The sequence below is a fragment of the Corynebacterium sp. TAE3-ERU12 genome, from assembly GCF_019209905.1.
Classification (GTDB): Bacteria; Actinomycetota; Actinomycetes; order Mycobacteriales; family Mycobacteriaceae; genus Corynebacterium.
Genome location: NZ_JAHUTM010000001.1, coordinates 1179993 through 1195083, shown reverse-complemented (window position 1 = coordinate 1195083; position 15091 = coordinate 1179993). Strand labels below are relative to the sequence as shown.

Here is a 15091-nt window from a genome sequence, read left to right as displayed (position 1 = left end):
GCTCTAGGGCAGCAGCACTGTTAACCCCAGGGATTGGGCATCGGAACTGTTGAGCAACTCTGCGAAACTCAGGGTGCCGTCTTCTGTACCAAGCGAGAGCACACCCACAGCAGCTAAGGAGCCATCAGGTCGCGCCCAAAACACCGGGGCCCCGCTGTCGCCGTGTTGGGATGATGCATCAAAACCCACGTCGGAAGGCCCATTCCACCCGGTAAAGCCCTGCACGGTGCCGCAACTACGACCGGTGGTGCGCCCGATGAAGCACAGTTGGGTGCCCTGCTCGGGTGGGATGTCGTCGACTACAGCTACTGATGCTGGTGCCGCGTCGATCTCGGCAATAGTGCGTTCGATGGGCAGGGTTTGGTCATAGAGCCGGATAAAAGCCAGGTCAAAGATTTCCTCTGGCTCATAGGGGCGGTCTTTGATGCTGGCGGGGTCAACATTGGCCTCACTGATGGTGAAAACCCCAATGGGGCGTAGAAGGCCGTTCTCATCTTTGACCGTGACTTCATCGCCGACCAGGCCGCAATGGCTTGCCGTGATGAAACCCTGCTGGCCTTCTGCGTCCCGGGCGGCGAAACCCAAGGTGCATGCGGAATCTTTTTCCGCGACGAAGAACTCCGTGCCCGGCCCGGCACCGAAGGCCGCAACCTGGTAGTCCGCAGCTGGTACCGGCAGCGGCGAAGATTGTTGCGAGTCCAGCACAGCCCAAAGCCCGGCGATACAGATCAACACGGCGCCGGTGATCCCTAGCAAGGTCACCATGAGATTCGAGTTGGTGTTCTTTTTCCCAGCTCCGCCGCCGTGCGGCACCATCTGAGGTGGACTCGGGGCGAGGTATGGCTGCGCACCGGGCTGGTTGTGGTAGCCAGGGTGGTTGTACTGCCCGGGCTGGCTGTACTGCCCGTAGCCCGCATTACCACCGTGTCCCGGCGCGGGATTGGGGTATTGCGGGTACTGGTTCATGGCCGCCATAGTGCCAGATCTCATCGGAGAACATGAGGTGTGTCACAATGCCGAAACACTAGAGAAACTCTGGGTCAACCCGGGCGCTCTAGGGTGCAATTATGCGTTTAAGTGTCGTCGATATTTTCGCGGTCGGTCCTGGCCCCCGCTTCGTGTTCAGCGTGGGCCCGATGCGCGCGGCACAGCGCTTCGCTGCTGCAACTGAACCCCAACCAGGGGTCCTGGTCGATATCGAACTCGGCGGTGCCCTGACGGCGCGTGCGGCCCGCCCGATAGTGACCCGCGCAATCATGCTGGGACTATCTGGCACAGATGCCCAGATGGTGTCGCCCGGCGCATTCGAGACCACCGGACCGCGCCTTGGCATGACCCACACCATCACCGGCGCGGCCGGGAATTTCAGCTGCCGCATGCACAGCAATGCCGACGACGCGGCCAGGCCAGACCCCGGCCCGGCAACAATCACCATGCGGTATGTCGACCAGGCGAACCAGGCGGCGGGCACCACCGGCAGCGCCCCAGCCATCACCTACCGCATCCTGCCTGGCGGTCAGGTTGTTGCTAATTGGCAGCACCACACCGCGGTGCCGTACGAGTTTTCCACCACGACAGAACTTGTCGCACACGCAGTCCAGCACAATATGACGGTGGCTGAGGTCGCCGCCCACAATGAAGCAACCTTCCACCAGGACCCCGACGCCGCGCCAGCACACCTGGACCAGGTGTGGGACATTATGCGCGACAGTGTCGCCGCAGGTCTTAGTCGCGGATCTGTGGGGCCACAGCGGCTGACGAACCGCCGGGCGCCGGCCCGCCTGGATGAACTACTAGCCCAGCGAAAAAAGAACCCCACCGCCCGGGGTATCTCCCCCGCGGCCGATAACTGGCTGGTGCTGTACAGCTTGGCGGTGGCCGAATATGCCCAGGCTGGGTGTCGCGTTGTCGCCGCCCCCACGGGAACAGCCGCAGCCCCGGTGCCTGCGGTGCTGCACCATGCCATGGACCGGATAACCTTCTTCACCCGAGAGACCGTGCACCAGTTCCTCTTCGCAGCCGGCGCCATTGGCCAGGTCTTCGCCGAAGCCGATATGCACCGCGATAGCGGGCTGCCGCTGGCCCCAGAGGTCGACTACGGGCTGGGTGCGGCGATGGCTGCGGCTGGCCTGTGCGAAATTCTTGGCGGCTCCCCCACCCAGGTCGATAATGCCGCCGGGCTGGCCCTGGATCAGCTGCTGCACCCCGACGCAGGTATTGACACCACAACCACCGGGATAGCTGAAGCCGCCGCAGCCAGCGCCGTTGAAGCCGCCCGGCTGGCGTTGCGACCAGCCGGGCCGCACCATATTCGCCTTGACGACGTCATCGCTGACAATTCGAACCGGCAGCATGTGTGCGCCGGCTAAGCACTCGTCGTTAAGCCTGCCCGGCGCCCAGCGCACCGGCTAAGGTGCTGACCAGCTCGGCAAAGGCAACCGGGTTCTGTTCTCCGGTGGCAAGGTCTTTGACCTGCACCTGTTCCGCATCGAGTTCCGCGTCGCCAAGCACCAAAGCGAATCGGGCGCCGGCGCGATTAGCGCCCTTCATCGCGCCCTTAAGCCCACGCCCGCCATAGGACATATCGGTACGGATACCGGCCTGGCGCAACTGGTGTACGAGCACACCCATCCTGTGTTGCGCCGCCTGGCCAAGGGCTACGCCATAAACATCAACGCGCCCCTGCGCACCGACTGTCTTCTGTTCTGCTTCTAGCGCAAGCAACGCCCGATCCACGCCGAGGCCGAAACCGATCCCGGATAGTTCCTGGCCGCCCAGCTCAGCCATCAGGCCGTCATAACGGCCACCGCCGCCGATACCGGACTGCGCGCCAAGCCCATCATGAACAAACTCAAAACAGGTCTTGGTGTAGTAATCCAGCCCACGCACCATGCGCGGGTTGATGACGTAATCGATGCCCATATCGTCCAAAAGGCCCGTCACCGTGTCGAAATGCTCCGCGCACTCGGCAGAGAGGTGATCGCGCATCAGGGGTGCGTCGGCAAGCATCTCTTGTACCTCGGGGCGCTTATCGTCCAACACCCGCAGCGGGTTGAGCTCCGCGCGACGGCGGGTCTCCGCATCCAAAGGAAGACCAAAGAGGTAATCCTGCAGCTTCTGCCGATAAGCCGGGCGGCAGGAATCATCACCAAGACTGGTCAGCTCCAGGCGGTAACCAGTAAGACCAATCCCCCGGAAACACGCCTCGGCCACAGCGATCACCTCGGCATCCAAAGCCGGGTCATCCACACCAATGGCTTCGATACCGAACTGCTGCAACTGACGGTAACGGCCCGCCTGCGGGCGCTCGTAACGGAAAAATGGGCCCGCATAGGACAACTTCACCGGCAACTGGCCCCGGTCAAGATTGTGCTCAATGACCGAACGCATCACACCAGCGGTGCCTTCCGGGCGCAGCGTCACCGAACGGTCACCACGGTCAGCGAAGGTGTACATCTCCTTCGACACCACATCAGTGGACTCACCCACACCACGGGCGAATAAGCCGGTGTCCTCAAAAATCGGCAGCTCGATATGCTCATAGCCCGCAGTGCGGGCATGGTTGCGCCAGGTATCGCGAACAGCCTCGAACTCACGCGAGGCCGGCGGCACGTAGTCAGGCACACCCTTAGGTGCGGAAAAGGCCTTGGGCTTCTGCTTCTTCTCGCTCACGATGGTTGACCTTACCGGGCTAACGAATCTGGGCCAGGAACGGGTTGGTGGCACGCTCAGCGGCCATGGTCGTCTCAGGGCCGTGGCCCGGCAGCACGCGCAGCCCGTCGGCAAGCGGCAGCACCTGATCCCGCAATGACGCCATCATCTGCTGCGGGCTGGAACCAGGCAGATCCGTGCGGCCAATCGAACCAGCAAACAGCACATCGCCAGAAAACAGCACCGGCTGGGCCGGGTCGTCGACCCGCAACAACACACTGCCCGGTGAGTGACCCGGGGCGTGACTGAGGTGGAAATCAATACCAGCCAGGCTTAACGACGTGCCATGCGGCAAATGCCGCACCTGCTTCGCCGAGGGCATCGCGGCCACATCAAACATCCGATCCAGGCCCATGGGCGCACCGACCATGGGATCGTCGAACATGAACCGGTCATCATCATGCAGATAGACCGGGATGTCGAAATCATTGGCCAAGCCCGGGGCGTCGCGCGTGTGGTCAATATGACCATGCGTGAGCACCACCGCCACCGGCGTCGCATTATGCTCGGCGACGATCTGCTTCACCTGCGCAGCAGCCTGCATCCCCGGATCGATAATGAGACACGGCCGCGGCCCACCCGGGTGGGCGGGATTGCCCAGCACCACATAGCAATTCGTGCCCAAGGGGCCAGCAACAAAACCAATAATCTCCATGCCGCCCGATGCTACCGGCGCGACATGGCAGATAAGCCTCTTTACCGCAACGCCGAAACCGGCCAGGCATAATGGGCACCTGATATTGCCAACGTGATGGGAAGGCGGCACACCGTGGCCGATAATAAGCAGCGCCGCAAGGACGCGATGAAAGAACTCGACCGGGAACTGCACCGGCGCGAGCGCGCGGAGAAAACCAAGCCGCTCGGCGTTGTGCTGGCAACCTTGGCGATCCTCGCCGTCATTGGTGGCGGCATCTGGGTGCTGACCACCTGGGGCAGCGAAGATGAGGCCACCGATGTGGACACCACCGCCGCCGAACAAACCCCCGAACCGCAGGACGCGACTCCCCTGGCGATGAAGCGCGCACAACCCCTGGGCGAGACCGTCACCTGTGACTACACCGATACCGGAGACGGCGTGAAAGACGTTGACCTCCCATCGGGAACTGATGTGCCCGCCACCGGCACGGTCACTGTGACGCTGCAGACAACCGCAGGTGAGATCCCGATGGAACTCGACCGCGCCCTATCCCCCTGCGCGGTTAACTCCGTGGTGCACCTGGCCGAGTCCGGCTTCTATGACGACGTGATCTGCCACCGCCTGACCGAGGGCGGCATCTTCGTGCTGCAGTGCGGCGACCCGGCCGGTAACGGCACCGGCGGCCCCGGCTACAGCTTTGCCGACGAGTACCCCGTCGACGAGGCCGATAACGGCGCCGCCCAGCAGGTCATCTACCCCGAGGGTTCTATCGCTATGGCCAACTCCGGCCCGAATACCAACGGCTCCCAGTTCTTCCTGAACTACGCCGATGGCACCCTGCCCCCGTCCTACAGCGTGCTCGGCATGATGAGCGATGAGGGCTTGCAGACCGTTAAGGGTGTTGCCGACAAGGGCACCGAAGAAGGCAGTGAGACCCCGAAGGAAGAGGTCCGCATTACCGGCGTCACCGTCAAGTAACGCCTGCCCCAGATAACCAATAAAGCGCCCCGGCTGCGGTGATAGTTACCGCAACCGGGGCGCTTGAGGATCTGCTGCGCTGTGGTGCTGGGTCTGTGCTGCCGACGGCTTGTGCGCAGCTACCTAGCCGCCGCTGGTGACACGGAAGACGTCGTAGACGCCCTCGATTTTGCGCAGCGCAGAAATCACGTTGCCTAGCTGCTTGGTATCAGAAACCTCGAAAGTAAAACGCATCGTGGCCACCCGATCCTCGGCGGCATGCGAACTCGTCGACATGATAGAGACCTTGTGGTCACTGATCGTGTGCGTGATCTCAGATAGCAGGCCATACCGGTCTAAGGCCTCGATCTGGATGGTGACAGTAAATACCGCCCCGGTGGAATCTGCGGCCCACTGCACCTCAATATTGCGCTGTGGTTCATCACGCAGCTTCGGGGCATTTGTGCAGTCCGTGCGATGCACCGACACCCCGCCACCACGAGTCACAAAGCCGAAAATCTCATCCCCCGGCACCGGGGTACAGCACTTAGCCAATTTGGCCATCATGTCCGCTGAACCCTCGACCAGCACGCCCGCACCGTCGGCACGCGAACGCTTCGCCGGGTTCTGCAGCTTCGACATGGGGGTACGTGCGGCCAGCTGATCCTCGGCCTCATCGCGACTGCCGAACTCCGCTAAAAGCCGCTTGGTGACATGCCCAGCCTTTACCGTGCCCTCACCAATAGCGGTATAGAGCGCGTCCACATCCGGGTAATGCAGCTCCTGGGCAATCTGCTTCATGCCCTCCGGGGTGAACAGCCGATGCATCGGCATGCCGCCACGCTGCACCTCGGCAGCCAACGCGTCCCGGCCGGCCTCAAGGGCCTCCTCGCGGCGTTCCTTCGCAAACCACTGCCGAATCTTCGCCTTAGCCCGCGGGGTGCGCACAAAGCTCTGCCAGTCCTTTGACGGGCCAGCGTGAGCGTCCTTAGAAGTGAAAATCTCCACCCGATCGCCGGTATTGAGCGAAGACTCCAGGGCAACGAGTTTTCCGTTCACCTTCGCGCCAATACAGCGGTGCCCGACCTCGGTGTGCACCGCGTAGGCGAAGTCCACTGCAGTGGCTTCGGCAGGCAAGGTCACCACATCACCCTTCGGGGTGAACACGAAGATCTCATTGCTGGCCAGGTCGTAGCGCAGATTGTCGAGGAACTCATTGGGGTCAGCGGCCTCCCGCTGCCAGTCAAGCAACTGGCGCATCCACGCCATCTGCTCCACCTCATGCGCAGAGCCCGAATGCGACCCCTTGGTCTCCTTATACCGCCAGTGCGCCGCGATGCCGTATTCGGCGTTGTAGTGCATTTCGTGGGTACGAATCTGCACCTCGAGCGGTTTGCCACCTGGGCCAATAACAATGATGTGCAGGGACTGGTACACCCCGAAACGAGGCGCGGAAATATAGTCCTTAAACCGCCCCGGCATCGGCTGGTACAAGGAATGCACCGCGCCCATCGCCGCGTAGCAATCCTTCGTGGTGTCCACCAGAATGCGGATGCCGACCAGATCAAAAATCTCATCGAACTGGTGTCCACGGACAATCATCTTCTGATAAATCGACCAGTAATGCTTCGGCCGGCCACGCACCTCAGCGGCAATATGCTCGCCACGCAAATAGTCCGTGACCTCACTGCACACCTGGTTGAGGTACTTATCGCGCTGCGGGGCCCGGTCGGCGACCAGGCGCACAATCTCCTGATACTTCTTCGGATACAGGATCGCGAAGGACAGATCCTCCAGCTCCCACTTCACACTGGCCATACCCAGCCGGTGCGCCAGCGGAGCAATAACCTCAAGGGTCTCCCGGGCCTTCTTGGCTTGTTTCTCCGGCGGCAAAAACCGCATGGTGCGCATATTGTGCAGCCGGTCGCACACCTTAATCACCAGCACCCGCGGGTCCTGGGACATGGCCACAACCATCTTGCGCACCGTCTCCGCCTCGGCGGCAGAACCTAGCGCAACCTTGTCGAGCTTGGTGACCCCATCGACGAGTTGGGCGACTTCGGGACCGAAATCATTGGTCAGGTCCTCGATGGAATAGTCAGTGTCCTCAACGGTGTCGTGCAGCAACGACGCAATAAGCGTCGTGGTGTCCATGCCGATCTCAGCGGCAATGGTGGCAACCGCCAACGGGTGGGTGATGTAGGGCTCCCCGGACTTACGGAAAACCCCGTCATGTAGCCGCTCGGCGGTGTCATACGCCCGCTGCAGCTCACCGACATCAGCGCGCGGATGCACCTCCCGGTGAATCGCCACCAACGGTTCCAGCACAGGCCGGACACGGGCGCGGCCCCCGGTGAGGCTACGGGCTAGCCGAGCGCCATAGCGTCGCGCAGAGCGGTCGGCCATCATTGCCCGTCCTTCTCCCCTGGTGCGCTGTGCCCATCGGCATGATCGGGATTATTCACCACATGCACGGTGACATCAGAAAAATGCTCACGGCCATTCAAACCAGGCACCTCAAGCACAGAAGCGATACCGACGACCTCGGCGCCACACTCTTCCAATAAGGCGCGCGCCGCCCCCATCGTGCCGCCGGTGGCCAGCACATCATCCACCAGGGCTATCCGACGGCCCTGCAGCGGAATCCCCGACGCCGGCACCTCAAGAGCAGCCTCACCATATTCCAGGTGATAGGACTCCGAAAACACCGGTGGCGGCAGCTTGCCCTCCTTGCGAACCGCAAGAACACCGGTGCCCAGGGAGTAGGCCACCGCCGAGCCGACCAAGAAACCCCGGGCGTCGAGACCGGCGATCACATCGGCACCCATGGCCCGAATGGCCTCAGCGAGGTCATCAATGACCAACCGGAAGCCCTCAGCGTCGGCAAGCACCGGAGTGAGGTCCTCGAACAAGATGCCCTCGGATGGGAAGTCCGGGACATACCGGATGAGCTCACGTAAAGCTTCTTGGGCGTTGGCGTAGGTCACGAGTGTCTCCAGGTCGGCTAATCCGGGTGCTGCGGCAAGTACATCTAGCGTACCGCCCGCACCTACATCCCCGGGCGCCAGGACAGCGGGGTGCTGCCGTTGGCCTTCGCATCACCGGCAGGCTCAGCGGGGCGACGATGAGCCTGATCCGGCACCTGCGCTGCCTCAGCGGAAGCAGCCGCCTCGTCGGAAGAGCCAGCACCCGAGCGGGCCGCCAGCACCTGCTGATTGTGCTTGCGGTAATCACGCTGCATACCCTTCAGCGCCACCAGCAACGGCGAAGCGAACAGAATCGAGGAGAATGTGCCCTGGATAATGCCGATGAACTGGATCACCGCCAGGTCCGCCAAGGTGCCCACACCCAGTGCCCACACCGCAATCACCAGCAGCGAAGCCACCGGCAGCAAGGTGGAAATAGTGGTGTTAATCGAGCGCATCACAGACTGATTCACCGCCAGGTTCACCAGCTCGCCATAAGTGCGGCGCGTGGACTGCTTAAACCCAGCAGTGTTCTCCTCCACCTTGTCGAAAATCACGACCGTGTCATAAAGGGAGAACGCCAACACAGTCAGCAAACCAATGACGGTGGCGGGAGTGACCTCCAGGCCAGTCAACGAGTACACGCCCATAATCACCACGCCATCAAGGGCCAGACAGGCAATGGCGGCGATGGCCATATCGCGTTCGAAACGGAAGGTGATATAGGCGAATACCAGCACCAGGAACACCGCAGCGGCCAGCAGCATGCGTTCGGTAATCGAGCTACCCCAGGACTCCGACACGGTGGAATCACCGATAGCGTCCGGGGATTCCTGGCCGGACGCGTCCTTGGGCTCGAAGGCGGTGTAGAGCTCCTCGCGGGCTGTAGCGATCTGGGTTTCGTCGATACGCTCCGAGGTGATCTCAAGCACGCGGCCCTCACCGGAACCAACAATCTGGACCTGCTCGGGTTCAGTGCCGGTGGCCTCCGTGAAGATCTCCTCGGCCCGCTCAATGGAGGTGCCCTCGGCAGGCATCGTCATACGGGTGCCGCCCTCGAAATCAATGCCGAGGGTGAAACCGCGGATAACCATCGCCAATAAGGCGACGACTACGACACCAGCTGCGATGGAGAACCACAGCTTCGAACGGCCAATGATATTAATGCCGCCAGCGCCGCTGTAGAGGCGCCACAGCACACCACCTTCATGAGCGGTGTCGTCGGTGGCAGGTGCCACGGGGGTGCGGGTAGTGGCCTCGCTCATCGCTGGCTCCCCTCGGTCTTAGTAGCGGTGCCGACGGTGGGTTCATCGGCAGTGTCATAGCGGTCGGTGACGCTGGAGTGCTCCGGCGGCGCCACAGCCCCACGCTTGCGGGCCAAATCCATCACCGAACCGAAGCCATTCATCGACGGCTTTGCCATCGCTGGTTTGCGCGACGCCATGATCACCAGCGGTGCGGTGACCAAGAAGGCGGTGATGATGTCGAATGTGGTCGACAAACCAAGGGTGAAGGCAAAGCCCTTCACATCGCCCACGGCCAGGATGTAGAGCACCACGGCCGCGATAATCGACACGAAGTTACCCGACCAGATGGTGCGCTTAGCGCGGCGCCAAGCGTGCGGCACAGCCGAACGGAACGTGCGGCCATCCCGGATCTCATCCTTGATGCGCTCGAAGAACACAATGAACGAGTCCGCAGTCGTACCAATCGAGATCACAATGCCGGCGATACCGGCAAGATCCAGGCTGTAGCCAATCCAGCGGCCCAGCAAGATAAGCACGCCATAGACCATTGCGCCGGAGGCGGCCAACGACACCACCGAGATAGCGCCCAGTGCCCGGTACAGCAGCAGTGCGTAGCAGACGATGAGCACAATGCCGATCAACGCGGCCAGCAGACCGGCCTGCAGGGAGGCCGCACCAAGGCTTGCCGGGATGGTCGTTGCAGTGCCACCGCGCTCGCCGTCCTTGCCGGCAAAGCTCAGCGGCAAAGCGCCATAGCGCAAGTTATTAGCCAACGCCTGGGCTTCTTCAGAGGTGAAGTCACCGGTAATGGCAGTAGCCGAACCGACCGGGGTTGCCGAACGAATCACCGGCGCAGAGATGACCTGGGAGTCCAACACAATGGCGATCTGCTGCTGCAGGTACTCGGTAGTCAGGTCCGTCCAGGTGGCGGCACCGGTGCTGCCGTTATCGGACTTAAACCGGAAGCTGACCTCCATTTGGCCACTGTCCTGGTTCAAGCCGCCAGTGATGGGCGAGTTGGTGTCAATAGCGTCACCGGAAAGGCGCTTGCCGCCTTCCTTCTCCCCCTTCAGCAGGGGCGCCGGGGCGAGCAGCATCGCCCGGCCAGAAGCATCCGGGTCACAGGTCACCAGCGGCTTAGCCGGGTCATCGCCGCCACCAAGCGGGTCGACAGCCTCGGGGTTTTCACACTGCATCAGGGCAGCCGCAGCGAAAAGCGTGGTCGGGTCGTCGGACTGCCGGGTCTGCAGCAAAGTCTCATGGGCTTGCTTACGCAGGTCGGCGCGCTCGATGGAGTTCGCTGCCTTCTTCGGGGGCTTTGCCGTGACCTTGCCGGGCTTGGCCTCATCGCGGGCTAAATCCGGGGGCAGTTCAGCCTCGGGGTCGGCTTCCTTAAACTGCTCGCGCTGCTGTTTCAGAGTCTCGTTGAGATTATCCGCGAGCTCTTTCATTTCTTTATTGGCTTGCTCCGGGGTGATGATGCCGGCGGCAACCCACTGGTTGGCGACCTCTTCGACCCGGGATTCCATCTCGTCAACAGCCGGTGATTGCGGCTGCATGACCGGGCGGAAGTACAGCTTGGAGGTCTGGCCAACCTGGCGCGCCTCCTGCGAATCCGAACCGGGCACAGTAATGACCAGGGTATTGCCGTCGGTGACGACTTCAGCGCCGGAGACACCCATACCGTTCACACGGTTTTCCAGGATGCGTCGGGCCTGTTCTAACTGTTCCTGGGAGGGTTCTTGGCCCTGCGGAACCAGGGTGACGCGGGTACCGCCCTGTAGGTCAATACCGAGCTTCGGGGTGAGATTGCGGTCGCCGGTGAACAGCACCAATGCGTAGGTGAACACCAGGATGATGCCGAAAATGGCAAGTGCCCATTTCGGGCGTGCGGCGGTTGTGCCGCGGCGGCGCTTGGAGGTGGCCAAGACAAAGCTCCTGCCGGGAGTAGGTCGAAAGTGGATGGTTGAAAAGCAGAGGATTACCCTGCGACGAATTTACTTCTCGTCGGGGTGGGTGTCGGCCTGTTCCGGCTGCTGCGTCTGCTCAGGTTGTGCAGCCTGCTCGGCCTCAGCGGCCTTCTGGCGCTCCACATCCTCCAGGGTGAGGTTGCGCATAATCGCGGCGCGTTCCCAGGTAGTGACGACACCCTCGGCGATCTGCAGCTCGACGGTGGTCTCATCGCAAGCAACGACAGTGCCGTGGCAGCCAGCACCGGTCTGCACGCGGTGGCCGGGGGCGACGCGGGACTGCATATCCCGGATCTCGCGGATGCGCTTGTTCTGCTTATAGGTCTGCCACGCCGGCAAGGCCAGTAGCAACACCATGAGGATAATGAGAAGAATCGGGTCCATGACGGTCGAGTGTAACGGCCCGGTCGCATCGGTGCGGCGGGGGCTACCCGCGTGCCGCCCCGTTCATGGCAGACACAGCGCCTAAAACAACCCCATCGTGCCCTCGGGCGGTTCTAAACCAAGGTGCCGCCACGCCGCGGCGGTGGCGATCCGGCCACGCGAGGTGCGTGCCACAAAACCGGCGCGCACCAAATACGGTTCGCACACTTCCTCAACAGTGCCGGGTTCCTCACCAACAGCAAGCGCCAGTGACCCCACACCGACAGGGCCGCCGCCATGGCCGCGGATAAGGGCATTGAGCACCGCGCGGTCTAGGCGGTCCAGCCCGGCCTCATCGACGTCGAAAACCACCAGCGCCGCCCGGGCAGCACCGAGGTCGATGACTCCCCCGGCGTGTACATCAGCGAAGTCACGCACGCGGCGCAGCAAACGGTTGGCGATACGCGGAGTGCCACGAGAGCGAGAGGCGATCTCTACTGCGGCATCATGGTCAATCTCAACACCAAGAATCCCAGCGGCGCGGGTGACGACCTCAGTGAGGTCGTCGGTGGCGTAGAACTCCATCTGGGCGGTGAAACCGAAACGGTCCCGCAGCGGGCCAGTGAGCATACCGGACCGTGTCGTAGCTGCCACCAGCGTAAACGGCGGGATTTCTAGTGGGATAGAGGTAGCTCCCGGGCCCTTGCCGACGATCACGTCGATGCGGAAATCCTCCATTGCCATGTACAGCATTTCCTCAGCGGGCCGGGCAATACGGTGGATCTCATCAATGAAGAGCACATCGCCCTCCATAAGGTTCGACAACATCGCAGCCAAGTCGCCAGCGCGTTCTAGGGCCGGGCCGGAGGTCATGCGCAGCGAAGAACCAAGCTCTTGGGCGATGATCATCGCCATAGTGGTTTTACCCAGACCAGGCGGGCCGGAAAGCAGGATATGGTCGGGCGCTACACCACGGCTGCGGGCCCCAGCGAGCACCAGATCTAGCTGGCCACAGACCTTCGGCTGGCCAATGAACTCCGTGAGCGACTTCGGCCGCAGATTAAGTTCGGCGCTTTCCTCCACAGCTTGAGCAACCGGGTCCACAGTGCGCTCGTCGCTGCTGCTGGAGCCTCGCGGTGGCGCCGAGGTATTGCCGATATTGAACTCGGTGCGCTCGATATCACTCATGATGAATTCACCCTATCCGGCTAGGAACGGCCCAGTACCTTTAAGGCAGCACGCAGCACTGTGGAGGTATCGGCCTGACTATTAGCACCGGCGGCCTGGGTGGCAGCGCTTTCTGCCTCGCTGGCATTAAAGCCAAGGCCGACCAGAGCTTCCACAACCTGGTCAATATCCGCTGCCGGGGCAGCAAGATTGGTCACGTCGGCAATATCGGCGGCAGGGCTTGGCGCAACAGCGAACTCATCGACCTTTTCGGCGAGTTCCACCACCATCCGGTTGGCCATCCGCACACCTACCCCATTGGCGCGCGCAAGAGTTTTCGCGTCTTCTCGGGCCACCGCAGTAGCGATCTCGGAAGGGTCAAGCACCTCCAGAATGGACATGGCCATGCGGGGGCCCAGTTTGCTCACCGACTGCAGCACATCAAACATGCGCCGCTCATCGGAGGTGGCGAACCCATAGAGAGTCATGGAGTCCTCCCGCACCACAAGTGTGGTCAGCAAGAACGCCTCCGCGCCGCGGCTGAGGGTGGCGAGGGTACGTGGGGTGGCATGAACCAGATGCCCTACCCCGGCACATTCGATGACGGCCGTGGTGAGGTTTTTATCAATGACCTCTCCGCGCAGCGATGCAATCACGGCAGGTTCCTTTCTCGACTGACCGAATTGGCCTTGCGGTGCAGTTCTTCCAGACGGTTCCGCCCACCGGTGGCCGCACGCTGGCGGGCTAAGTGTGGGGCACGCCAACAGTGACAGATCGCCAGGGCCAAAGCGTCGGCAGCATCGGCTGGCTTTGGTGGCTCACTCAAGCCGAGAATGCGGGTGACCATCGTGGTCATCTGCGCTTTATCAGCCCGGCCATTGCCGGTGAGTGCCTTCTTCACTTCCGACGGGGTGTACTCGTGGATCGCTAGCCCGCGTCTAGCGGCGGCGACCATAATGGCGCCGACACCGTGGGCGGTGTGAATGACCGTGGAGACATTGCCGCGCTCGAATACGCGCTCCATGGCGACAACATCCGGGTCATACCGATCCATCCATTCCTCGGCGGCGTTGGATAGCCGCAACAGGCGTTCTTCCAACGGCAAGTCAGAGGGGGTGCGGGCCACACCAACAGCAATGGGCGTGACCTTCCGGCCGGAGCCGCCGTCGGCTATCGAAAAGCCACAGCGGGTCAGGCCAGGGTCAACGCCCATGACGCGGACGGATGAACTGGAGGTGCTCACATGGTTCTTTCTACCAGATCATCCGAACAGGTGTTTGCTTTAGTCCTCGTCGAGCTCAGCGAGCACCTCATCAGAGATGTCCATATTGGTGTAGATATTCTGCACATCATCGGAGTCCTCAAGAGAATCGATGAGGCGCATCATCTTCCGAGCACCATTGGCATCCAGCGGTACCTCGACCGAAGCGCGGTAATCCGGTTCCGCCGAGTCATAATCAATGCCCTCGTCCTTGAGTACGTTGCGGACATTCATCAAATCCGGCAGATCGGAGACGATCTCAATTTTCTCGCCCAGGTCGTTGACCTCTTCGGCACCGGCATCGATCACCAGCAGCAGGATATCGTCGGGCTCCTGATCGTTTTTCGGGGCCACAACAACGCCCTTGCGGGTGAACATGTAGGCAACCGAGCCCGGGTCGCCCATCGAACCGCCGGCCTTGGTGACGCGGGAGCGCACCTCAGAGGCGGCACGGTTGCGGTTATCGGTGAGGCACTCCACCAGCATGGCCACACCGCCGGGGCCATAGCCCTCGTACATGATGGTCTGCCAGTCCGCACCGCCGGCTTCCTCACCGGAGCCGCGCTTGCGGGCACGTTCAATATTGTCATTGGGCACCGACAGCTTCTTCGCCTTCTGGATGGCGTCGTACAGCGTCGGGTTGGCCGCCGGGTCGCCACCGCCGGTACGGGCGGCGACCTCAATATTCTTCACCAAGCGAGCGAACTGCTTGCCGCGCTTGGCGTCATTAGCGGCCTTCTTATGCTTCGTTGTTGCCCATTTTGAGTGCCCGGACATTGGTAGAACCAACTCCCTAATTATTGCGTTCAGTA

The 15091-nt window shown here is 62.0% G+C and carries 14 protein-coding genes; 2 read left to right on the top strand and 12 right to left on the bottom strand.

Annotated elements, in window-relative coordinates; genetic code table 11:
* Nucleotides 1-3 precede the first annotated feature (3 nt).
* The gene (locus KRX51_RS05470) at nucleotides 4-966 is read right to left on the bottom strand and encodes a S1 family peptidase (RefSeq protein ID WP_218361972.1); all 963 of its coding nucleotides are present in this window, start codon (nucleotides 964-966) and stop codon (nucleotides 4-6) included.
* A gap of 101 nt (nucleotides 967-1067) precedes the next feature.
* Here KRX51_RS05470 and KRX51_RS05465 point away from each other — a divergent pair, with 101 nt between their 5' ends.
* Complete coding sequence (locus KRX51_RS05465; protein ID WP_218361971.1) at nucleotides 1068-2369, top strand: L-serine ammonia-lyase, iron-sulfur-dependent, subunit alpha; 1302 nt, start codon at nucleotides 1068-1070, stop codon at nucleotides 2367-2369.
* 10 nt (nucleotides 2370-2379) lie between these two features.
* Here KRX51_RS05465 and hisS read toward each other — a convergent pair whose 3' ends face one another.
* Both hisS and KRX51_RS05455 read right to left on the bottom strand, forming a co-directional pair.
* Nucleotides 2380-3672, bottom strand: a complete 1293-nt coding sequence (hisS, locus tag KRX51_RS05460) for a histidine--tRNA ligase (RefSeq protein WP_218361970.1) — start codon at nucleotides 3670-3672, stop codon at nucleotides 2380-2382.
* Between the two features lie 19 nt (nucleotides 3673-3691).
* Nucleotides 3692-4366 (bottom strand): MBL fold metallo-hydrolase, encoded by a 675-nt coding sequence (locus KRX51_RS05455; protein WP_218361969.1) that lies wholly within the window; start codon nucleotides 4364-4366, stop codon nucleotides 3692-3694.
* 114 nt (nucleotides 4367-4480) lie between these two features.
* Here KRX51_RS05455 and KRX51_RS05450 point away from each other — a divergent pair, with 114 nt between their 5' ends.
* A complete protein-coding gene (locus KRX51_RS05450) occupies nucleotides 4481-5326 on the top strand; it encodes a peptidylprolyl isomerase (RefSeq protein WP_218361968.1) in 846 nt (281 codons plus the stop codon).
* A gap of 123 nt (nucleotides 5327-5449) precedes the next feature.
* Here KRX51_RS05450 and KRX51_RS05445 read toward each other — a convergent pair whose 3' ends face one another.
* From KRX51_RS05445 to KRX51_RS05405, 9 genes are all read right to left on the bottom strand, one after another.
* Nucleotides 5450-7711 carry a bifunctional (p)ppGpp synthetase/guanosine-3',5'-bis(diphosphate) 3'-pyrophosphohydrolase gene (locus tag KRX51_RS05445; RefSeq protein ID WP_218362294.1) on the bottom strand — a complete coding sequence of 754 codons (2262 nt, stop codon included), beginning with the start codon at nucleotides 7709-7711 and terminating at the stop codon, nucleotides 5450-5452.
* Nucleotides 7711-8292, bottom strand: coding sequence for an adenine phosphoribosyltransferase (locus tag KRX51_RS05440; protein WP_218361967.1), 582 nt, complete (start codon nucleotides 8290-8292; stop codon nucleotides 7711-7713). Before KRX51_RS05440 ends, KRX51_RS05445 begins: the two co-directional genes overlap by 1 nt.
* Before the next feature lie 62 nt (nucleotides 8293-8354).
* Nucleotides 8355-9536 carry a protein translocase subunit SecF gene (gene secF / locus KRX51_RS05435; RefSeq protein WP_218361966.1) on the bottom strand — a complete coding sequence of 394 codons (1182 nt, stop codon included), beginning with the start codon at nucleotides 9534-9536 and terminating at the stop codon, nucleotides 8355-8357.
* On the bottom strand, nucleotides 9533-11446 hold the full coding sequence (gene secD / locus KRX51_RS05430; protein WP_255549382.1) for a protein translocase subunit SecD: 1914 nt from the start codon (nucleotides 11444-11446) through the stop codon (nucleotides 9533-9535). The genes secF and secD overlap by 4 nt, the downstream gene beginning before the upstream one ends.
* 69 nt (nucleotides 11447-11515) lie before the next feature.
* A complete protein-coding gene (yajC, locus tag KRX51_RS05425; RefSeq protein ID WP_218361965.1) occupies nucleotides 11516-11872 on the bottom strand; it encodes a preprotein translocase subunit YajC in 357 nt (118 codons plus the stop codon).
* Between the two features lie 81 nt (nucleotides 11873-11953).
* Nucleotides 11954-13039: a Holliday junction branch migration DNA helicase RuvB gene (gene ruvB, locus KRX51_RS05420; protein WP_218361963.1), complete on the bottom strand. Its 1086-nt coding sequence runs from the start codon at nucleotides 13037-13039 to the stop codon at nucleotides 11954-11956.
* 20 nt (nucleotides 13040-13059) lie between these two features.
* The gene (gene ruvA, locus KRX51_RS05415; protein ID WP_218361961.1) at nucleotides 13060-13674 is read right to left on the bottom strand and encodes a Holliday junction branch migration protein RuvA; all 615 of its coding nucleotides are present in this window, start codon (nucleotides 13672-13674) and stop codon (nucleotides 13060-13062) included.
* Entirely contained in the window at nucleotides 13671-14231 is a 561-nt protein-coding gene (gene ruvC, locus KRX51_RS05410; RefSeq protein WP_218362292.1) for a crossover junction endodeoxyribonuclease RuvC, read from the bottom strand. The genes ruvA and ruvC overlap by 4 nt, the downstream gene beginning before the upstream one ends.
* Nucleotides 14232-14300: 69 nt before the next feature.
* Nucleotides 14301-15056 (bottom strand): YebC/PmpR family DNA-binding transcriptional regulator, encoded by a 756-nt coding sequence (locus KRX51_RS05405; RefSeq protein WP_218361960.1) that lies wholly within the window; start codon nucleotides 15054-15056, stop codon nucleotides 14301-14303.
* Nucleotides 15057-15091 lie beyond the last annotated feature (35 nt).